The organism is Zongyangia acetica, from assembly GCF_038739695.1.
GTDB classification, from domain to species: Bacteria; Bacillota; Clostridia; order Oscillospirales; family Ruminococcaceae; genus Zongyangia; species Zongyangia gallinarum.
Genome location: NZ_JBBEWN010000003.1, coordinates 247,808 through 267,270 on the forward strand (window position 1 = coordinate 247,808; position 19,463 = coordinate 267,270).

Consider the following 19,463-nt stretch of genomic DNA (forward strand, 5'->3'; position numbering starts at 1 on the left):
CTCCCCCCGGCCAAAACCTAAGCGAAGGAGGAAATCTTATTGCCAAGAATCCAAGTCGTATTGGTCCACATTGTCCTCATTGATGATAAAAGAATCCACCAGGATATCGTGTTCCACCGTTCCCCCCTCCAGCAGCGTGTAGGCCGCATCAATGGCCTGCCGGGCCAGCTCCGCCGGGGACTGGGCGCTGGTGGCCTTCATCTCGCCGTTTTTAATGGCATGCTTGGCCTCCGGCGCCCCATCGACGCCGTACACCGCCACATCGTTGCGGCCGGCCGCCTTCATGGCCGCCACAAAACCGATGGCCGTGGGGTCGTTGACGCAGACGGCGGCCTGCAGGTCATCGCCGTTTGCCTGGAGCACATTCTCGCTGACAGGCAGGGCATCCTGGGTGGTCCCCTTGCCGTCCTGCTCGGAAACACGGGTGTACTCCGCTTTGGCCAGTTCCTTGAGCCCGGCGTCAAAACCGGCGACCCGGTCGATGCAGGACTGGGATTTGATGTCGTGAATCAGCGCGTATTTGGCGCCGTCGGGAAAATCCTTGATCAGCTCTTTGGCCAGGAGGTAACCGCAGTTAAAGTTATTGGATTTTAAGCAGCAGTCCACATATTCCTGATCCTCGATGTCGCTGTCAAAATTGATCACATAGACGCCCGCTTTTTTCGCGGCCTGCACCGCTATGCGGGCTCCCTTAGAGTCCACCGGCTGGATGAGCAGCGCGTCGATGCCCTGGGTGACCATATCCTCCACCTGATTATTCTGGCGCCCGCTGTCCCCGGCCGGGTCGGCGGAGACGGCGATATCGCCGTTTTCCTCAATGATTTCCCGCATTTTGGATTCGATAAAGGCGCAGTAGGGGTTGCTGAGGATGGCCACCGACACACCGAACTTATACGGTTCCTTCTTTTCGGCGACGTCCTGGGACTCGCTTTGGGACACCGGCTGCGTGGAGCTCGAGGAGTCCCCCGGCTTTTGGGCGCACCCGGCCCACAGGGACAGAACAAACAGGCAGGCCAGCAGAATACTAACTAACTTTTTCATGGAAAGGTCCTCCTAAGAATTGTTTATTTCATGAAAGAGAAGAGACACAGGCCGCGGCGCTTTGTTCTTCTTCCCAACAATGACTGAAGCAGGGGGAGCGGGTTAATCACACGGTTTTTCGGATGATCACCTCATGGGGCATAATGATATGGCCCAGCGGATCGCCCTTTTCCAAAAAATCGATGAGCATTTTGGCGGCGTAGGACCCGATGAGACGGGTCGGCTGGCGCACCGTGGAAAGCTCGGGGTTAAAGAATTTGGAGATATAGATATCGTCAAAGCCCATGACCTTGATTTGGCCGGGCACGGAAAATCCTAGACGGTGGAGGGCGTTGAGCACGCCAAAGGCCTCCAGGTCGTTTTCGCAGAAGAAGGAGTCGATATCCCGGTCCTGTTCCATCAAGTTCATGGCGGCGCTGAAGCCTGTTTCGGCGCTGAAGTTGCCCACGTACAAACGGCTCTTGACAAAGTCGATGCCGTGGCTTTTCAGCGTATCCACAAAGCCCTGGAACCGGTCTTTTCCCGGGGAATAGGCGATGCTCGAAGCCACATAGGCCGGACGCCGGCAGCCTCGCTGCACCAGCAGCTCGGTGGCGTCACAGGCGGCGTGGTAGTTATTGATCAGGATGCTGCCCATATGGCGGTCGTTTTCGGTAAGAAAATTGCGGTCGAGGACGACGGTGGGCTTATTGCAGCTGCGTATGAGCTGTTCGTTCTCCTCATTGTGGGAGGAAATATAGATAAATCCATCCACCATCTTGGTGCGGAACATTTCGATACACCGTTTTTCCTGAAAATCATTGCCGTCGGTGTTGGAATAGATGACGCTGTAACCGCTCTTGGACGCGGTATCCCCCGCGCCGCCGGCAATGGAATGGAAAAAGGGAATGCCGATATCGGGGATAATAAAACCGATGGTCTTGGTATATTTGATTTTCAGTCCCTTGGACAGGGTAGTGGGAATGTACCCCAGATCAATGATAGCCTGGTGCACCTTTTCCCTGGTTTCACTGCGGATGTGCTCATCGGTGTTATTGATCACCTTGGACACGGTGGTGATGGACACACCGGCCGCCCGCGCCACATCGGTAATGGTTGGTCTTTTTTCAAAAGCCATGATTTTTTCTCCTCGCCTTCATTATAGCTGTTTTAAACCGTTCTGCCTATTGATGTTCTTTATGATATTTTACTAAAACAACAAGATAAACTCTATAATTTTAGGAAAATTTTTAGGAAAACGCTTTTGCATTCTGGCCAAGAATGCAAAAGATTTCCAGGTGATAAGCGGAACGTCTGCGGCAATACTATAATGAAAGGAGTGTTTCTGATGAACGATAAAAATCCATACCGCCCTTATGACATGCAGGATGACGAGGAGCTGTATGACGAGATGATGGAGGTCGCCTCCGCCACCGAATGCACCGGTCTCCTGCCCACGCCTCCCGTCAGCCGGTCGGAAACAAAGTCCTATGATAAAATTTACGATATTCCTCTGGCAAAGGATGAGTCAGTCAATGAAATGAAAAAAAGGACTGAAAAAAAGAAGGACTAATATTTTCACCAAAAAGCGCCGTTTCCCCGAGCGGGGAAACGGCGCTTTTCATAGGTTATTCACTTGAGTATCACCGTGGCGGCCAGAAGTCCCAGCACCGCCCATTGCAGCACGATGTTCACTAAACTCTCCCACCGCTTCCCTGGCTTGTCCTTGAGCTCCTTCACATCCGTCTTCACTTCGTTGAGCACAGTCAGTATGTTCTGGAAATCCTTCTGGATTCCCTTCGCTTCCACCTTCATGTCCTCAAACCGCGCGAAGAACTCCTTATGCGTCTTCTGGTTCCTTTCGCTGTCCACTTCCAGCGCCTTGATCCGGTCCTCGTTGGGGCAGGTCTCACAGCTCATCTCCACCACCCCCTACCTGTATTTTCCCAGGAGCTCGTCCATTCCTTCTGTTAGCCCCTTGTGCCTTTTTTCCAGCGCCTCGTACTGCTGGCACAGCATTTCATACTTCTCTTTCTCGTCCGGCGTCTGGAGAGGTGGCTCTTCCTCCGCCTTCCATCCGTTGAGACCCGCTCCCTTGATGATGCCCGGATAGTCCTGGTATGCGATGTTCCTATCCACCCGAGTCCCGATACCGTTCACACTTCCGCCCGACGTGTACTGCCACATCCCAAACTGCCCCGTATAGCTGGGTTTGCTAACACCCTCGAACTGCTGCGGGAAGGCGGGCACGCTTGACGTTCTATAGTCCGTCCGACGGCTTTCAACAGTTATAACCCGCTTTGTCGCTCTTCCCTTGTGGCTTTCTCTCAACCACTGTCTATATTATACACAATAAATAGGTGTATGTCTATTGTCATTATACATAAATATACGGTGTATATTTAGTTTAATCATACACTTGTTTTCTGTGTATGTTTGACGTATAATAGAGACAGTGAAAAAGGGCCCACTCTATAAGGACCCGGGATGGACTGACGGATGAATAGATTGCGCAGAATATGGGAATAGCATACTCGACATTCCGAAGCTGGAGAGATAAATTTTCGGCAATTTCGGCAGTCCTAAAAAAGGGAAGGGATGGAACGAAAATGCCAATAAGGTATAAGGTGGACATACTAGAAGCGCTGAAAAGCAAGGGATATTCCACATATAAGCTAAGACGGGAAAAACTTCTTGCGGAACATACTCTGCAACAAATAAGAGGCGGAATATTGGTGTCTTGGGCAAACATTGAAAAAATTTGCGCCTTGCTAGAGTGTCAGCCTGGGGACATCCTAGAGTATGTGCAGGACGGTGACGACAAATGACCATCATCAAATACCCTTCGGAAGAGGCCGTGAACCAAGCGATACAGAAGGATGAGCCGCTGCTGGTGCTGATCTCCTACAATGAAGAGCGGGTGATCATGTCCAGCGTGGACGACGCGCCGGAGCATCACATCCTGCTCAAGCTGGCGGGGTTCAGCGAATTGGATATAGATCAATATTTCCGCATTGTGTTAGATAAGAGCGGGGCCGACTGGACGTTTGTTTGTCCTCCCGATTACAAGGGCATCACAAATAAGCAGTACCGGCTTTCTCAGTTCTACAAGGATGGCTTTACCGCCATTTCCCATGCCCTAAGTGAACTGGGCTATTTGGTGGGTATCAATATTCCCACACGGTACCAGCGGTATTTCGATATGCTGGGAATCTGTAGGATAGAAGAGGAGGGTTCAAAATGAGACGTATTGTAAAAACAGTGAGCTTCATTCTCTTGTTATGTTTTGCCTTTGCTGGCTGCTCGTCCATTTCTTCTGAGGACAATTTTTCCACCCTCCGAACTGTGTATCATTGCCTCACACAAGAACAGCGGCAGGAACTTGATAGATATGCAGTCTCTTTTGCAGAAACATTCTATTCTCCTTTTGATTCTGCAGATGCGTTAGATCAAGAACTCATTGGGCAATTCGCCTTTTGGAAGATTTATGAAGAAACGGAAGAAACAAACGCGGAAGGCATCTGCCCCATTCCAAAAGAAAAACTGCTCACCTATGTGCAAAAGCATTTTGGTATTTCAGGGTATGACTATCCGGAGGCTTTGCCTGAATATGATAGCCAAACCCAATCTTACCTCTTTTATCCCCTTGGCGAAGGGTCTTTAGTGACTGCCTCTATTGCTAAAGTTGAGGATGTGGGAGAAGATATCGTCTGCTACACTATGGAGATGTCCAAAGAATCCATGAGTCCCGGTGAGAATCCTGAACGGTCGCAGTCGTGGATCTCTACCTATCAGTTCCGACTTTTGGAGGTAGCAGACAGTTATATTCTACAAGCCGTATCTGCGAAATAGATGCCTTATGGACAAAAACAAGAATCGCCGGCCAAACCGATGCTTTTTCGGTATGGCCGGCGATTTTGTCTATTCTATGGTCTAAATTCAGGTTTGCAGCATACTCCCAATAAACACGGGTAGTGTTATGTGAGATCAAGATAGTCTTTAGCGTTTAAAACGGTACCTGTATAAAATCCATCCCTACACAACAGTTCTAAGTTATCCCATGATAATGCTACCGTTGGGTCTGTAATATTGTCTGGTGTCAATTCCTTTTTGTGGTGGACAATTTCCCCGGCTTTATATAATCCTTTTCGCAAACACGCTTCACATAGTCCTCCTACACTTGCGGCATATGCGCTTCTTGTGTGTTGCCACGCCTTTGACTTATAAAAGCTTTTAGCAAATTCTTTCATCTTTTCTCTCAAACAAAAAAGGCCAACACAATCCGTGCTGACCCTTAAAATATTTTTGAAAATCTTTAAGAAATCTATTGACATTTATACGTCCGTATAGTATAATGTAGACAATGAAACAACGGGAGGTGATGAACATGAGCAAGAAACAAAAAGGGCTGAAGCCCAAAGAACTTGCCGAGCTGATAATCAGAGCGATTGTTGCGGTCGCCGCATTGATAACAGCCATCAAGTCCTAAAGCCTCAACCCCCGGGGCGAAAGCCCCGGGCCCCTTCGGGGGCTAATTATAGTATACAAAATTTTACCCACAATATCAATTGGAGGTTCTTGCTATGAACAAAAAAGACCTGTCCTTCTGGGCCCTAGTTATATCCTTTGTTTTTGGCGTTTCTCTACGCTGGCCTGTGTGGATTAAACTAATTACCATCGTCTTGTCTGGTATGGTTCTAGTACAGGTTTCAAACAAGCTGTTGAAAACATTTAATAAGAAGGTGTAGACATGGCTGGGAAATATGATGCGCAACAAAAATACATGCGCAAAACCTACGTTCGTTTTCCTTTGGATTTGCGTCCCGAAGTATTAGCTGCTTTTCGTGAAGCCTGTGAAAAAAACGGAACAAAGCCAACAACAGAAATCAAAAAGTTTATTGCGGAATACATCGCCAAGGCCGGGGAATAACCCCGGCTTTCTTTTTGCCTATGTCCTCACATTCCCCTCTTTGCTCCTCAGCATCTGGCACAACGCGTACCGGGTATCCCCTTCCATCCTGCATAAGTACATGTATCTTTTCCACAAAGCGGGATCGCCTTTCCACGGGTCTTTCTTCGGCAGTTTTGCCTGTAGTTCTTCCCGTCGGGCTATCACCTGCCCAAGGGATTCTTGATATTCTTCAATCAGCTTATCTATATCCTGCATGGGTCACCTCTGGTTTCTGAGCATAACGAAGCGCCCGCCGGTATTTCCAGCAGGCGCTCTCTAAAAAGGAGGGAGAAGGAATGTATGAGGGTAGGGTCTTTTCCTTAGAACCCTATATTATCATTTTAAACCCTTTTTTCGGGAAAAAGGTGCCATCTTTTCTAAATCTCATGAAGATTTTGTGCCAGCCGAACAAGGAATTTTTTTCGGTATCGCTTCATTGTTCGCTCTGAGATGGGTAGGTTTATGTATTGCATTGGCTGGTGTTCAAACAAATTCTGCTTGATAAACTCCTTTTCCCAGTCGTCCTGGCACTCGCACCAAGCTTGTTCTACCGCCCTGATCCTTTCCTCATTCTTTTGCTGCCGGATCATAATGCGCTCTGCCTTGCGGGCTGTTGGGTTCCCGACCCCGTTTCCTCTGGGCTGACCATCTGGGCAATGTCCAGCATGGATGATCTCGTCTTCAATCTTTTTCCTTCGCCTTAGCATTGTGTAATATCCTTTTGCTGTCGCCAGGCATACAAAACTAGCCTCCTTTCTTAAAAAATGTTGAATTTAGTAAGCATAAATGATATCATAGGTTTGCAAAACAAATTCAGCATTTAAATACAAAGCTTCTATATTCTGCTTACTTAATTCGGTTTACAGACAGATTATAGCATACTAAAGTAAGCTATTCAATAGGTTTTGCAGAAAAAAGTAAGCTTCTATTTTGTGCACAAAACTGGAGCTGATATTTTGTGTTTTATGACTTATTTTGTGAATTGTGTAAGAAGAAGGGGGTTTCTCCTACCAAAGCAACAGTAGAAATCGGTCTCAGTCGTACTATAGGAACAAAATGGAAAACGACGGGCGCTACCCCGCAAGGCGATACCCTAAGTAAGATTGCCGCATATTTCGATGTATCTGTAGACTACCTCCTTGGCAACGAACAAGAAAAGAAGCCCGTCACCAACAAAGATGACGAACTTATCAAGGCTATTAATGAACGACCTCTCTTAAAAAGGTTTGTTGAAAATCTTGTTAAAATGGATGATGAGAGTATTAAGGCTTTCGTGACAATTGCTGGGATAAAAGACGATCTTGAAGAGAAATAAGTTTCATGAGTTTTTCGTCTGATTGTTGTTGTGCCCATTCAATTATTTTTTTCTTATAGCATTCTTCACCACTTATTATCTTTTCCATCCTGCATCCCCCTCTGTCGGCCAACGTTTTATATTTGATCTGAAACGTTCGTTCTGTATTGATGCCATTATAACTCGTATTGAATATGTATTCAATTCAGATTGCGTACAAATGTTTGTGGCGTTTTTCGTCATTTCTGTCAAAAAAGCCGCATGTATTTGATTCTTTCTACAATATTTGGGAAATGGTATTTTAATTCGTGTAGCTTTATGTTACTAATTAATAAAACCTTTCAGTTAATTTCCCGAAGTTTATTCTTGGATAATAAAGGTTAGAGGAGAAGAAAATCATGCTAAAAAAAATAATGCTCACACCTGGGTTTAATTTTGAAGGATATGAAATTGTTGAATATCTGGGTTATATCTCATCTGAAGTTGTTGTAGGCACAAGCGGTCGAGATGAAGGAGAAGCAAGCTTTGCTGACAGATGGGGGCTTATAAGCAATCGTTTTTCAAAGCGCCTTAGTCAATCTAATGAGATTGTTTTGTCCGGATTGGAAGAGCAAGCTGAATCCGCAGGCGCAAATGCTGTCATTGGGGTCAATGTTCAGTTTTCAGTATTCTCCGATAATATGATTGGCTCAACCGCAAGCGGAACGGCAGTCAAAATCCAAAAAATCATTGATTTCGTCCCAGAAAACAAGCCTATTTTTGAAAAGCTTTGTCCTGTTATGAATTTTGACCTTTCCTGCCCTGTTCGTCCGTTCAGTTTGTTTTTTAACACCTCTGAATCCGGGCAAAATTATGTAAGATTAAAATTTACAAATTATTCTAATGCCGCTATCACTAATATTAACGCATCGGTTTTTTTATTAACCTTATATGGAGATAAGGTTGAAATCGGCGATTTATACTTCTCCTCTATTTCTCCACTTGATAAAGCTGAATTTGAAACAGAGGACTTGCCCGTCCCGCAACTTGACATACCTGTAGCAATCATCAAATCTGCCTATGTGGATGTCAAGCGTTGGATTGCAGACGGAGAGGTGAAGGCCGCAGAGGGTGAAAACCGTATGGCCGAGAAAACCGCTGAAGAGCTTCTTGATCTCAAAGGTAAATTTGGAAATGACGCTGTCACAGAACTTTCTGTCTTGGATGACACTTGGACTTGCTTCTGCGGGAATGTTAACCCAGTAAGTGTCAATGTTTGTCCTCTCTGCCATCGAGGAAGCAAGGATGTTACCTCTACAGATATGGGACAATTCCTAGATTTATCAACACTGCTCCAGACACTGTATGTTCAATGCGAACCATTAAAATCGACAAGAGAAATTTACGAACACGCAAAGCAATTCAATGACGAACATCACGGTTGCATCCCGCAGGATATTTTGAACTCGCTTTCCAGGAAGGCTGATACAGAAAGAATGTTTGGAAATTCTAAGGGCGAGGCTATAAAATATCTGCAAAGCGAAATTCAGAAAGCGAAACAATAAAAAAACCGCCTCAGTGCTGGAACACCGAGACGGGACATAGGAAGCTTACCCAAAGAGGATAAGACAGTCTGAACACCTGTATTATACCTCATTTGGGTGGGCTTTGTAAAGTGCGCTCAAAGGAGGTTTTTTCATGCGTAGAGTTAACACCGCAAGGTGGATCGAGTCAAAGAAAATGTGGAGAATCGATGTCCAAAAGGATGGCGTGCGCAAATCGTTCTATTGCTCCACACCAGGGCGCAACGGCCAGAGAGAAGCAAACCGCAAAGCGGATGCTTGGCTGGAGAGCGACATTATATCCTTCTCTGTCCGCACCAATGCCCTGCTTGACGAATATTTAGAACGTGTCAAGGCTACCACATCCAAAAGCAATTACCGCAAAGAGTCCTACCACGTGGAACACTTTATCCGTCCGGTTATGGGACGAAAGAAGGCTTGCCACCTGACCGACCTGGATTGCCAAAAGGTCATTGACAGCGCCTTTCGCCGCACCGGTAAAGACGGAAAGACGGTGGAGCTATCCCGCAAGACCCTAATGAACATCAGAGCTACCCTGGCGGCCTTCGCTAAATTCTGCCGTAAGCGGAGGGTAGTCCTGCTCAACTCGGAGGACTGGGAGATACCCAAAGGTTCCCGCTATAAGGGAAAAAGCATTTTACAGCCAGACAGCCTTATCAAGCTTTTTTCCACCGATACCACTCTATTCCGTGGAAAGCGCGTCAAAGACCCATTTATCCATGCTTACCGCTTTCAAGTTTTAACAGGTGTGCGGCCCGGCGAATTATGCGGCCTTCATCCAGAGGACTGCCAGCCCGGTAAGGTGATCATCCGGCGTTCTATTAACGTGGACGGGGAGGAAACAAGCGGAAAGAACGAAAACGCTATTCGCTCAGTTGTCCTGTCTCCCTTAGCCGAAGCGGAGCTGACCTCCCAGCTTCGCGATTTGCCGGGAGATGGGACGGTGTTTGGGCTGCGGTCTGAAAGTTATTACCGTAAGCGTTGGACTGTGTTCTGCGATGCAAACGATATCTCTTATGTCTCGCCTTACGAACTGCGGCATACCTTTGTTTCAGTGGTAAAGAATCTACCGGAAGGAGAGGTGAAGGCTTTGGTGGGCCACTCTCGAAATATGGATACCTTTGGTACATACGGCCACGAATTGGACGGAGAGCAAAACCAGGTAGCAATCCGGGTCAACTCATTATTCTTGGAGCTTCTTAAGCGTCGGGAAAAAGGATGAGTGCGGTACCAAGTGTGGTAGAACAAAAATAGACCGCCCAGGAATGGCTTTCCTGAGCGGTTTTTTTGGTGGAGGCGACGGGAGTTGAACCCGTGTCCGAAAATCTCTCCATGCGAGTTTCTCCGAGTGCATTCTGTCCTTTACATTCCCTCAGTCAGCCGCCGGCAGAAAGGCTGCTGGCCTTGGTATCCTCTGATGTGTGTCTACGGCCGAGGAACTCCATGGACACATGGACCACTCATCGACGCCTATATCCGGTCCGTGGTACTACCGGACTAGACGGCAGCAGTTAAGCTGCGTACGCTACGTTATCGTTTGCGTTTAATTTTAAAGTTTCGGATTTTTAAGAGGGTCCGAACCTCTACTCGCTGCTCACACTTCAAAATCCCCGTCGAAGCCGTTACGCCCCCTTCTTTCATTTTAATATTTCCCTCTGTCCTTCATGGCTCGATCCATATCCCGTTTGGCGTCCCGGCGGGCCATATCCTCCCGCTTGTCGTAGAGTTTTTTACCTCTGCACAGCCCAACGGATACCTTCACATGGGAGCCTTTAAAATAAAGGGAGAGGGGCACCAAGGTGTATCCTTGCTGCTTGACAAGCCCAAAGAGCTTGTTGATCTCCCTCCGGTGCATCAAAAGCTTGCGGATCCGAAGGGGATCTTTATTGAATATATTCCCCTTTTCATAGGGGCTGATATGCATTCCCTTGATAAAAATTTCGCCGTTGTCGATATCACACCAGCTATCCTTGAGGTTGACCTGGCCTTGGCGGATGGATTTCACTTCTGTACCAAAGAGCTCAATGCCCGCCTCATAAGTGTCCTCTACAAAATAATCGTGGCGCGCCTTTCGGTTGAGCGCGATGGTCGCGCTTCCCTTTTTCTCCGCCATGGCCTCTCCCTCCTTACCTATGATATCTCAAACCAGCAAGAAAAACCTGTCAGATTTCGCTGCGCCCTTCCAGAGCGCGGTAAAGGGTCACCTCATCCGCATACTCCAGGTTGCCGCCTACGGGGATGCCGTAGGCAAGCCGTGTCACCTTGACGCCCAGCGGCTTAATCAGCTTGGAAATATACATAGCGGTGGCCTCCCCCTCCACTGTGGGGTTGGTGGCCATGATGACCTCCTTCACGGCCCCGTCCTGGAGCCTTGCCAGAAGTTCCTTGATGTAAATCTGATCCGGGCCAACCCCCTCCATGGGGGAAATCAGGCCGTGGAGCACATGATAGAGCCCATGATACTCCTTGGTCCGCTCGAACGCGATCACATCCCTGGGATCCTCCACCACGCAGATGGTGGACCTATCCCGGGCGGGATTGCCGCAGATGGAGCAGGTTTCCCCGTCCGTCAGGTTTTGGCAGACGGAGCAGTGGCGGATTTTCTCATGGGCCTCGGTGATCGCCGCCGCGAATTCCTGAGCCTGCTCTTTGGGCAGTCCCAGCACATAGTAGGCTAGGCGTTGGGCGGATTTTCGCCCGATGCCCGGCAGGCGCTCAAATTGTTCAATGAGCTTTGTCAGTGGTAAAACGTTATATGCCATGCTTCTCTCGTCTTTCCAGTCCTCATTGCCGCTATGATCTACAGAATCCCCGGCATGGACAGCCCGCCGGTGATCTTCTCCATCTCCCGGGACTGCACTTCCTCCACATTGCGGATGGCCTCGTTGACCGCGGCAATGATCAGATCCTGGAGCATCTCAATGTCCTCCGGGTCTACAATTTCCGGCTGCAGCACAATGGATTTGACCTCTTTTTTGCCGGTGATGGTGATTTCTACCGCGCCGCCGCCCGCTTTGGTGGTGTATTCCCGCTCCTCCAGATCCGCCTGGAGCTTGGCCATATCCTCCTGGATCTTCTGGGCCTGGCGGAGCATATTGTTCATATTGCCGCCGGGGCCGCCGCCGAATCCCTGTGGTAATCTTGCTTTCATGGTTATATCCTCCTATGATCCATCATTTCAAAAAAATTCTCTTTTTATTTTACTGGCCGGTGACGGAAACGTCAATCCCCGCCTTCTGGGCCATCTGTTCCAGCATTTTCAGCGGATCCTCTTTGGCCTTCTCCTCCCCGGTTTTCTTGTAGGGACCCAGCCGGTACTTCTTACCGGTCTGCGCTCTCAGGGCGTCCCGAAGGCTCTCTTTCGTATAATCCGACTGGCGGATCAGCTTGACAAAAAGCTCATCCGGCGCGTCGATGAGGACAATGTCCCCTTTGACATAGGCTTTGGAATCCTTGAGGGCGCCGTGAAGGGCAGGATTGGTCCCCTTCAGGCGTTCCATCACCTGTTCCCAGCAGGAAAGCTCCTGCATCTGTTCCATATGCTCCGGCACAATATCCGCCTCTTTCGGCTCCTGCCGCAAAGGCTTTGGGGAAACGCTGGGGGGAGAAGCCTCCAGCCGGGAAGGATGCGCCATCATCGCCTCCAGCCGCTCCAGCCGTTTTTCCATCTCCTGGAGCAGCTGGAGGGTTTCCTCCGGCACACTCCCTTCCTGGGCGGGGAGGGCCCCCTTCTTTTTGCGCAGGGCGATCTTTACCACCGCCATCTCAAATTCGGTGCGCTTGGAGCTGGCCCGGGAAAGCTTGCCCAAGGTTTCCTGCAATATTTCCATGGTGGCGAGGATGTCCTCCATGGACATTTTTTCGGATATGTGAGAGAGACGCTCATAATTTTCTTTGGTGGTGACCACCAGCTCCTGGGCCCCTGGAACCGCCTTAATCATCATACAGCCCCGCAGAGCGGTAATCAGCTGGTCGCAGACCCGCTCAAAGTCAGAAGAGCCTTGGTGGAGCTCATCAATCAGGGAAAATGCCCGGCTGCTGTCCCGCTGGGCCAAGGCTTCCACCAACTGATAAATCTGTTCGCTGTCCGCCAGGCCGGAAGCCGCCACCACCGTAGCCACGTCTACATGAGCGCTGTAAGAGGAACAGAGGTCGAGGATGGAAAGGGCGTCTCTCATCCCGCCGTCGGCCAGCCGCGCAATAAACAGGCCGGCGTCCTCCTCTAAAGCAATGCCCTCCTGTTCCGCCACGGCCTGGAGCCTGCCGGCGATGAGCTCGCTGGGAATCCGGCGGAAATCAAACCGCTGGCACCGGGAGACAATGGTGGCCGGCACCTTGTGGACCTCGGTGGTGGCCAAGATGAAGATCACATGGGCGGGCGGCTCCTCCATAATCTTCAGCAGCGCGTTAAACGCGCCGACGCTGAGCATATGGGCTTCGTCGATAATATAGACGCGATATCCCGCCTTCACAGGGGTAAAATTCGCCTCTTCCCGCAACTCCCGGATGTTGTCCACACCGTTGTTGCTGGCCGCGTCAATCTCCACCACATCCAGCACCGCTCCGTCGTCAATGCCTGTGCAAAGTTCGCATCCCCCGCAGGGATCCCCGTCCCGGGGACGCAGGCAGTTCACCGCCTTGGCCAAAATCTTGGAACAGGTTGTTTTTCCCGTGCCCCGGGAGCCGGTAAACAGATAGGCGTGGGCGCATTTTCCCTCTTTGACCTGGTTTTTTAGGGTGGTGGTAATATGTTCCTGCCCCACCACATCCTCAAAGACGCGGGGGCGGTACTTGCGGTATAATGCCTGGTACAAATCCACCCCTCCCCTTCTGCTTTTTGGATATGACAAAGAGCAGGAAACAACCGGTAAGATCCGGCTTTGGCCATACACTTTGTCACACGGACATACAGGCTTTGCTGTGGCACACAAAGAAATCCGCTTAATGCTGCTCGGTTCCCCGCCTGACATGGTTCACGGCGCTCTGTCGCACAGGACCCGCATGTCCGCATGACGAAATGCATGAATGTCCCTGCCCCGGTGGAAATTCCACCTTACTCTTTCAGTTGTCCTCGGGGCTCACGCCCAGATGTATCATTTATTATACTATAATTTCTTTCTAAAGACAACTGTTTTTTTCTTCTCTTTCTCTCCTTCCCTTTTATCATTGTCCCAAATATGATAAAATATAGAAAAACTCTGGGAATGTGAGGAGAAATATGGAGCTTCAGAAAAACGATGTCGTTACCCTTTCCATTGCGGATATTACAAATGACGGCAACGGCGTAGGACGCTTTGACGGAATCGCCGTCTTTGTTCCCGGCACAGCCGTCGGCGACGTCCTTCGGGTGCGGATCGTCAAGGTGTGCAAAAATTACTGCTATGGCATTGTGGAGGAAATTCTCTCCCCCTCCCCTGATCGAACCGAACCCCATTGTCCTGTTTACCGGCAATGCGGCGGGTGCAGCCTGCGCCATATTTCCTATGAGGCGGAGCTTGCCATCAAACAGGGCTGGGTCTATGAGAACATGCGCCGTATCGGGAAGGTGGAGCAGGCTGTCTTTGCGCCCATCCTCCCCTCCCCCAAAGAGGAAGGCTACCGCAACAAGGCCCAGTACCCGGTGGCGGCCGGTGAGGACGGAGGGCTCAAAATCGGTTTTTTCGCCAGGCGGAGCCACCGCATTGTCGACGGCGGCGCCTGTGCCCTTCAGCCCCCCGTCTTTGCAGAAATTGTGGAAACCATCCGGCAGCTATGCCAGCTTTACCATATTCCGGCCTATGACGAAGCTTCGGGGAAGGGGCTGCTGCGCCATATTTACCTGCGCTCCTCCCAAAACGCGGAGAAAATCATGGTCTGCTTGGTTCTCAAAGGGCCTCAGCTCCCCCATGCCCAGGCGTTTGTCGAGGCGCTCACCGGGAAGTTCCCGCAGATCAGGAGTATTGTGATCAATATCAACCCCCGTTCCACCAATGTCATTTTAGGCCGGGAATGCCGCACACTGTGGGGGGAAGATACCATTCAGGACACCCTATGCGGCATGGAATTTTCTATCTCTCCCCTCTCCTTTTACCAGGTGAACCGGGAGGGCGCCCAGGTGCTGTATGAAACGGCCCGGGATTTCGCCGGGTTACAAGGCACAGAGGTGCTTCTCGACCTATACTGCGGCGCCGGCACCATCGGCCTTTCCATGGCCCCCTATGTCAAAGAGGTCATTGGGGTAGAAATCATCCCCGACGCAGTGGAAGACGCGCGGAAAAACGCCCGGAAAAACGGCATTTCCAACGCCCGCTTTCTCTGCGCCGATGCGGCCGAAGCCGCGCGAACCCTCCGGGAAGAAGGCATTGTCCCGGATGTGGTCATCATCGACCCGCCCCGCAAAGGCTGCTCCTCCGGGCTGATTGACACCATCTGCGCCATGCATCCTCAGCGGGTGGTTATGGTTTCCTGCAACAGCGCCACCGCCGCCCGAGACTGCGCTCTATTTGAGCAGCAGGGCTACCAGGCGATGCGGGTCCAGCCTGTGGATATGTTCCCAAGAACCACCCATGTGGAGACGGTAGTCCTGTTGGGTAGGAAAGAGGCCGATGGTGAAGAAAGTTCCCTGCCCCATGAAACAGCGGGCGAGACGGTTGTTCATCTGCCCCGCTGATAAATTGAGAAGATAGGAAATATAAAGGAAAAAATTTATGAATATCTGGTCCGTTTTTATCACCTTGGAAGTTCTTTTCATTAATTTAGCGCTTTTAAATCGGTGCTGTAAACGAAAATACGACATCGGCGTCACCATCATTTCCCTTGCTGCTTTTACCGCTTTCTTCCTATTCAGTGCTGGTCTCCTGTATTCCGGATTTGGTGACGGGAAGCTAGCCGTTGGAGGATTTCTATATCTCATCCCTCTTTTTCTCCTATATAAAGAAAAAATATCTCGGCTGTTCATCATTATGTGTATGTGTTGGGCCTTTACTATGAGCATTTGGGCCCTCTCCATTCAAATTGGGCGTCTCATTACTGGAAATAACCTATATTTTTGGATTTTTATCATCCAAACCGTTCTATACGCTATCATCCTCTATCCCTTTTTTAAGTACATTGCACCGAAATACCTTGCCATCCTGTACAATTTAAAGAAGTTTGATCAAAACTGTGGAAAATATTTTGATTTGGTCTGTTTTCTTCATGTCATCATGGTCATGATTTTAAACCTTACCTTTTTTCAGGGCAGCGGCAGTATTATGAAAGTATTGGCTATCTTATTGCTTTCCTCCATCACCATTCTTTCCTATGCCATGCTTTACCGTATGGTATCCGATTCTATTCGCATCGTCCAGCTCCAGCAGACCTCCCGACAGGATTCCCTCACCGGCCTCGCTAATCGCGCCTGCCTTTTTGACGATCTCCGGCTCTTAATTGAGCAAAAAGAAACCTTTTCCATTTTGTTTATGGATCTAGACCGGTTTAAGGAAATAAACGACCGTTATGGTCATATGATAGGGGATCAATATCTCCGACATTTCGCAACTATGTGTACAAAATCCTTCGAAACAAAAGGGAAGGTCTATCGCTTTGGCGGCGATGAATTTGTCGTGCTTTGTGAAGGCAGAATATCGCCGTCGGCTGTGGAACAGATTCAACTTTGCCGTGATTGGAACAAGGGAGCGCCTTGTCCCTTTAACCAGGTCAGCACCGGTTTTTTGGAATGCAGTCCGCCCTTTCCCGATGCAGAACAGCTCATCCAACAGGTAGATCAGAATATGTATGAAATGAAAATCAAAAAGCAAAGAGGATAATCCCGATAAAATGTGGCCGTGACTTTCTTTGCTAAAAGGAGCGGCATCTGTCTCTTTCTTCTTTTTTCACAATCAATCGATAGGAGCGGCCGGCAAAGGCCGCCCTTTCACTTCGGCACCAAGGAGGTAGCTTTATGGAACAGCCTCTCACCCTGAAGGCCATTGCCCACCTTCACAATGATTTCCCTACAAAATTCGGCTTGCCCCGTCAAAGCGGCCTTGTGGAAAATTTGCCGGCAACCATCGTCTTTACGCCGGAATACCGCAACCCTCACGCTTTGCGGGGGCTGGAAGGCTTCTCCCATATCTGGCTGATCTGGGAGTTTTCCAAAGCCCGGCGTCAGGGCTGGTCTCCCACCGTCCGTCCGCCCCGGCTGGGAGGAAACCAGCGGATGGGAGTCTTTGCGACCCGTTCCCCCTTCCGCCCCAACGCCCTGGGGCTCTCCTGCGTGAAGCTGGAAAAAATTGAGCGTCATCCGGAAATGGGGCCGGTGCTCCATGTTTTGGGGGCCGATCTGATGGACGGCACCCCTATCTTTGACATCAAGCCCTATCTTCCTTTTGTGGACAGCCATCCCGAGGCTTCCGGCGGCTTCGCCCAGGAAAGGAAAGATCACGCCTTAGAGGTGGATTGCCCTCCCGCCCTGCTGGCCAGAATCCCGGCCTCTCTCCAGGAAGGCCTCTTGGGGGTGCTGGCCCAGGATCCACGGCCCTCCTATCAGGATGACCCTGAGCGGATCTATGGTTTTTTCTTTTCGGACTATGAAATCCGCTTTACGGTAGAAGGCAATCTGCTGACAGTCCGAGAAGTGCTGGCCTGTCGCGGCTAAGTCCGCTTCTATCAACAGCTTTGAAAAGGAAAGATCTGACATGAATCAAAAGCGCGCCGCTTTAAAGGCGGCATTTCCCTATACCCTGCCCATCTGCGCCGGTTTTACCTTCCTAGGCCTTGCCTATGGGATCTATATGAACAGCATGGGGTTTTCCTTTGTCTATCCCATGCTGATGAGTCTGCTCATCTTCGCAGGTTCTATGGAGTTTGTCACCGTCAGCCTTCTGGTATCCTCTTTTCACCCACTGCATGCCTTTCTTCTTGCGCTCATGGTCAATGCCCGGCATCTGTTTTACGGCATCTCTATGCTGGACAAATACCGGGGCACGGGCAAGAAAAAGTTTTATCTCATTTTTGGCATGTGTGACGAATCTTTTACCATCAACTGCTACAATGACCCTCCCGCCGGGGTGGACAAAGGCTGGTTTATGTTTTTTGTCACCCTGCTCAATCACTGCTATTGGTTTTTAGGCTCCACCTTGGGAGGACTGCTGGGATCCCTGATCCATTTTAACACGGAGGGGATCAATTTTGTGATGACGGCCCTATTTGTGGTCATCTTCATGGATCAGTGGTTTCACCAAAAAGAACATGTTCCCGCTATTCTCGGCGTCGTCTCCTCCACCATCTGCCTGGTGGGGCTCGGTTCGGGCAGCTTTATCGTCCCGTCCATGATTCTGATCCTGCTCGGCCTGACTCTGCTGCGGGGCCGCCTGCAAAAGGAGGAAGGTATCTCATGACCATGACAACCGGACAAGCGGTCATCACCGTGGCAGCCGTAGTTTTAGGCACCATGCTCACCCGCTTTCTGCCCTTTCTTCTCTTTCCCGCCAATAAACCCACCCCGAAATACATCCAATATCTAGGCAAGGTCCTTCCCTGCGCCGTCATTGGGCTGTTGGTGGTCTACTGCCTCAAGGATATCTCCCTCCTTCATTGGCCCTACGGCATCCCCGAGGCCATTGCCATCGGGGTAACAGCGCTGCTGCACTGGTGGAAACGGAATATGCTTTTATCCATTGCCGCCGGCACCCTGGTGTATATGGGGCTGGTGCAGTTTGTTTTTGTATAGGAAAGGAGGTCTCCTTGGTGGATGACATGGTGCTGGGTCTTGTGCAGATGCAAAGCACTAGGGGCGATATCCCAGGCAATTTGGCCCGGATAAACTCCTTCTGTCAAAAGGCGCAGGCCCATGGGGTGGATTTGCTCTGTTTTCCCGAGCTTTCCGTCACCGGCTATCACGGGGCTGCCCAGCTGGCCCAGCCGCTGTCCGGCTTTATTCCCCAATCCCTATCCCAGATGGCGCGGCGCCATGGCCTCTCCATCTGCGCCGGATTTGCCGAGACATCCGCAGAGGGTAAGCCCTATCTTTCTCAGCTGCTCTGTACGCCGGAGGGGGAAATTTTTTCCTACCGCAAAACCCACCTGGGGCGCCGGGAGCTGGAATCCTTCGCTCCCGGGGATGTGCTCCCCGTTTTTAAGACGCCCAAAGGGAAGGTCGGCATCGCCCTCTGCCTGGAGGCCCACTATCCTGAGATCGCTTCCACCTTGGTTTTGCGAGGCGCGGAGGTTCTGCTCTATCCCTTCGCCTCTCCCCTGGCCCCCCGCCGCCGGCGGGAAAGCTGGAGCCGCATCCTTTCCGCCCGGGCTTATGATGCCGGGGCCTATGTGGGCTGCTGCAATGCTTTAGGGCCCTGCGGAGATCGGGCCCGCTTTTCCGGAGGGGCCATGGTCTTTGATCCGCGGGGCCAGGTCCTGGCGGAATCCTTTGGGGAGGAAGGGGAGTTAACAGTGTCTTCCCTCCCTGGCCAGCCTCTCAACCGGCTGCGGGAGAAGGGGATGTCCTCAATGAAAGAGCCCTTTTTTCTGGCTGGAAGAAGGCCAGAGCTTTATCGATAAGTCAAGACCACCCCTAAGAGGGGTGGCTTGAAGCGCGGCCTAGAAGGCCGAAAAACCAAGCCAGCGCCTAAATGACGCTGGCTTGAACTTTGTTCAAGCCTTGGTGGTATGATTACTT

At 50.3% G+C, this 19,463-nt stretch carries 26 protein-coding genes and 2 other RNA genes; 15 read left to right on the forward strand and 13 right to left on the reverse strand.

Annotated features, from left to right (window positions below; genetic code table 11):
- Positions 1–36: 36 nt before the first annotated feature.
- Both WGC32_RS04445 and WGC32_RS04450 read right to left on the reverse strand, forming a co-directional pair.
- Entirely contained in the window at positions 37–1,041 is a 1,005-nt protein-coding gene (locus WGC32_RS04445; protein ID WP_342680810.1) for a substrate-binding domain-containing protein, read from the reverse strand.
- 106 nt (positions 1,042–1,147) lie between these two features.
- Entirely contained in the window at positions 1,148–2,158 is a 1,011-nt protein-coding gene (locus tag WGC32_RS04450) for a LacI family DNA-binding transcriptional regulator (RefSeq protein WP_342680811.1), read from the reverse strand.
- A 210-nt stretch (positions 2,159–2,368) separates the two neighbouring features.
- Between WGC32_RS04450 and WGC32_RS04455 the strand changes: the two genes are divergently transcribed.
- Positions 2,369–2,593 carry a hypothetical protein gene (locus WGC32_RS04455; protein WP_342680812.1) on the forward strand — a complete coding sequence of 75 codons (225 nt, stop codon included), beginning with the start codon at positions 2,369–2,371 and terminating at the stop codon, positions 2,591–2,593.
- Between the two features lie 59 nt (positions 2,594–2,652).
- On the opposite strand, the gene WGC32_RS04460 is transcribed toward WGC32_RS04455, so the two are convergent.
- On the reverse strand, positions 2,653–2,940 hold the full coding sequence (locus tag WGC32_RS04460; RefSeq protein WP_342680813.1) for a hypothetical protein: 288 nt from the start codon (positions 2,938–2,940) through the stop codon (positions 2,653–2,655).
- A 12-nt stretch (positions 2,941–2,952) separates the two neighbouring features.
- Positions 2,953–3,207: a hypothetical protein gene (locus WGC32_RS04465; protein WP_342680814.1), complete on the reverse strand. Its 255-nt coding sequence runs from the start codon at positions 3,205–3,207 to the stop codon at positions 2,953–2,955.
- A gap of 422 nt (positions 3,208–3,629) precedes the next feature.
- On the opposite strand from WGC32_RS04465, the gene WGC32_RS04470 reads away from it, so the two are divergent.
- The 3 genes from WGC32_RS04470 to WGC32_RS04480 are packed head-to-tail and all read left to right on the forward strand — an operon-like array spanning position 3,630 to position 4,872.
- Complete coding sequence (locus WGC32_RS04470) at positions 3,630–3,848, forward strand: helix-turn-helix domain-containing protein (RefSeq protein WP_342680835.1); 219 nt, start codon at positions 3,630–3,632, stop codon at positions 3,846–3,848.
- The gene (locus WGC32_RS04475) at positions 3,845–4,264 is read left to right on the forward strand and encodes a hypothetical protein (protein WP_342680815.1); all 420 of its coding nucleotides are present in this window, start codon (positions 3,845–3,847) and stop codon (positions 4,262–4,264) included. The genes WGC32_RS04470 and WGC32_RS04475 overlap by 4 nt, the downstream gene beginning before the upstream one ends.
- Positions 4,261–4,872 (forward strand): hypothetical protein, encoded by a 612-nt coding sequence (locus tag WGC32_RS04480; protein WP_342680816.1) that lies wholly within the window; start codon positions 4,261–4,263, stop codon positions 4,870–4,872. Before WGC32_RS04475 ends, WGC32_RS04480 begins: the two co-directional genes overlap by 4 nt.
- A 125-nt stretch (positions 4,873–4,997) precedes the next feature.
- Here the strand turns inward: WGC32_RS04480 and WGC32_RS04485 are convergent, their stop codons facing one another.
- Positions 4,998–5,354, reverse strand: a complete 357-nt coding sequence (locus tag WGC32_RS04485) for an HNH endonuclease (RefSeq protein WP_342680817.1) — start codon at positions 5,352–5,354, stop codon at positions 4,998–5,000.
- A 249-nt stretch (positions 5,355–5,603) separates the two neighbouring features.
- Here WGC32_RS04485 and WGC32_RS04490 point away from each other — a divergent pair, with 249 nt between their 5' ends.
- Both WGC32_RS04490 and WGC32_RS04495 read left to right on the forward strand, forming a co-directional pair.
- The gene (locus tag WGC32_RS04490) at positions 5,604–5,768 is read left to right on the forward strand and encodes a hypothetical protein (RefSeq protein WP_342680818.1); all 165 of its coding nucleotides are present in this window, start codon (positions 5,604–5,606) and stop codon (positions 5,766–5,768) included.
- A gap of 2 nt (positions 5,769–5,770) precedes the next feature.
- Positions 5,771–5,950 (forward strand): hypothetical protein, encoded by a 180-nt coding sequence (locus tag WGC32_RS04495; RefSeq protein WP_342680819.1) that lies wholly within the window; start codon positions 5,771–5,773, stop codon positions 5,948–5,950.
- 18 nt (positions 5,951–5,968) lie between these two features.
- Here the strand turns inward: WGC32_RS04495 and WGC32_RS04500 are convergent, their stop codons facing one another.
- Both WGC32_RS04500 and WGC32_RS04505 read right to left on the reverse strand, forming a co-directional pair.
- Entirely contained in the window at positions 5,969–6,187 is a 219-nt protein-coding gene (locus WGC32_RS04500) for a hypothetical protein (RefSeq protein ID WP_342680820.1), read from the reverse strand.
- 161 nt (positions 6,188–6,348) lie between these two features.
- Positions 6,349–6,678, reverse strand: a complete 330-nt coding sequence (locus WGC32_RS04505; RefSeq protein WP_342680821.1) for a hypothetical protein — start codon at positions 6,676–6,678, stop codon at positions 6,349–6,351.
- 251 nt (positions 6,679–6,929) lie between these two features.
- Between WGC32_RS04505 and WGC32_RS04510 the strand changes: the two genes are divergently transcribed.
- From WGC32_RS04510 to WGC32_RS04520, 3 genes are all read left to right on the forward strand, one after another.
- Positions 6,930–7,286 (forward strand): helix-turn-helix domain-containing protein, encoded by a 357-nt coding sequence (locus WGC32_RS04510; protein ID WP_342680822.1) that lies wholly within the window; start codon positions 6,930–6,932, stop codon positions 7,284–7,286.
- A gap of 377 nt (positions 7,287–7,663) precedes the next feature.
- Positions 7,664–8,809, forward strand: a complete 1,146-nt coding sequence (locus WGC32_RS04515) for a YbjQ family protein (protein WP_342680823.1) — start codon at positions 7,664–7,666, stop codon at positions 8,807–8,809.
- Between the two features lie 133 nt (positions 8,810–8,942).
- A complete protein-coding gene (locus WGC32_RS04520; RefSeq protein ID WP_342680824.1) occupies positions 8,943–10,049 on the forward strand; it encodes a site-specific integrase in 1,107 nt (368 codons plus the stop codon).
- Positions 10,050–10,115: 66 nt separating this feature from the next.
- Here the strand turns inward: WGC32_RS04520 and ssrA are convergent.
- The 6 genes from ssrA to ffs form a co-directional block, all read right to left on the reverse strand.
- Positions 10,116–10,459, reverse strand: a transfer-messenger RNA (tmRNA) gene (ssrA, locus tag WGC32_RS04525).
- A gap of 10 nt (positions 10,460–10,469) precedes the next feature.
- A complete protein-coding gene (gene smpB, locus WGC32_RS04530) occupies positions 10,470–10,940 on the reverse strand; it encodes an SsrA-binding protein SmpB (protein ID WP_342680825.1) in 471 nt (156 codons plus the stop codon).
- A gap of 49 nt (positions 10,941–10,989) precedes the next feature.
- Entirely contained in the window at positions 10,990–11,589 is a 600-nt protein-coding gene (gene recR, locus WGC32_RS04535; RefSeq protein ID WP_342680826.1) for a recombination mediator RecR, read from the reverse strand.
- Between the two features lie 38 nt (positions 11,590–11,627).
- Entirely contained in the window at positions 11,628–11,978 is a 351-nt protein-coding gene (locus WGC32_RS04540) for a YbaB/EbfC family nucleoid-associated protein (RefSeq protein WP_191483267.1), read from the reverse strand.
- Positions 11,979–12,027: 49 nt separating this feature from the next.
- Complete coding sequence (gene dnaX, locus WGC32_RS04545) at positions 12,028–13,641, reverse strand: DNA polymerase III subunit gamma/tau (protein WP_342680827.1); 1,614 nt, start codon at positions 13,639–13,641, stop codon at positions 12,028–12,030.
- Positions 13,642–13,730: 89 nt separating this feature from the next.
- An RNA gene (ffs, locus tag WGC32_RS04550) (signal recognition particle sRNA small type) lies at positions 13,731–13,830 on the reverse strand.
- A 215-nt stretch (positions 13,831–14,045) separates the two neighbouring features.
- On the opposite strand from ffs, the gene rlmD reads away from it, so the two are divergent.
- From rlmD to WGC32_RS04580, 6 genes are all read left to right on the forward strand, one after another.
- On the forward strand, positions 14,046–15,476 hold the full coding sequence (rlmD, locus tag WGC32_RS04555; protein WP_342680828.1) for a 23S rRNA (uracil(1939)-C(5))-methyltransferase RlmD: 1,431 nt from the start codon (positions 14,046–14,048) through the stop codon (positions 15,474–15,476).
- A gap of 37 nt (positions 15,477–15,513) precedes the next feature.
- Positions 15,514–16,614, forward strand: coding sequence for a GGDEF domain-containing protein (locus WGC32_RS04560; RefSeq protein ID WP_342680829.1), 1,101 nt, complete (start codon positions 15,514–15,516; stop codon positions 16,612–16,614).
- A gap of 134 nt (positions 16,615–16,748) precedes the next feature.
- Positions 16,749–17,444: a tRNA (N6-threonylcarbamoyladenosine(37)-N6)-methyltransferase TrmO gene (tsaA, locus tag WGC32_RS04565; protein ID WP_342680830.1), complete on the forward strand. Its 696-nt coding sequence runs from the start codon at positions 16,749–16,751 to the stop codon at positions 17,442–17,444.
- Between the two features lie 40 nt (positions 17,445–17,484).
- Positions 17,485–18,186: an AzlC family ABC transporter permease gene (locus tag WGC32_RS04570; protein WP_191483101.1), complete on the forward strand. Its 702-nt coding sequence runs from the start codon at positions 17,485–17,487 to the stop codon at positions 18,184–18,186.
- The gene (locus WGC32_RS04575) at positions 18,183–18,518 is read left to right on the forward strand and encodes an AzlD domain-containing protein (RefSeq protein WP_191483100.1); all 336 of its coding nucleotides are present in this window, start codon (positions 18,183–18,185) and stop codon (positions 18,516–18,518) included. Before WGC32_RS04570 ends, WGC32_RS04575 begins: the two co-directional genes overlap by 4 nt.
- Before the next feature lie 26 nt (positions 18,519–18,544).
- Positions 18,545–19,345, forward strand: a complete 801-nt coding sequence (locus WGC32_RS04580; RefSeq protein ID WP_342680836.1) for a nitrilase-related carbon-nitrogen hydrolase — start codon at positions 18,545–18,547, stop codon at positions 19,343–19,345.
- The last annotated feature ends 118 nt before the right edge of the window (positions 19,346–19,463 follow it).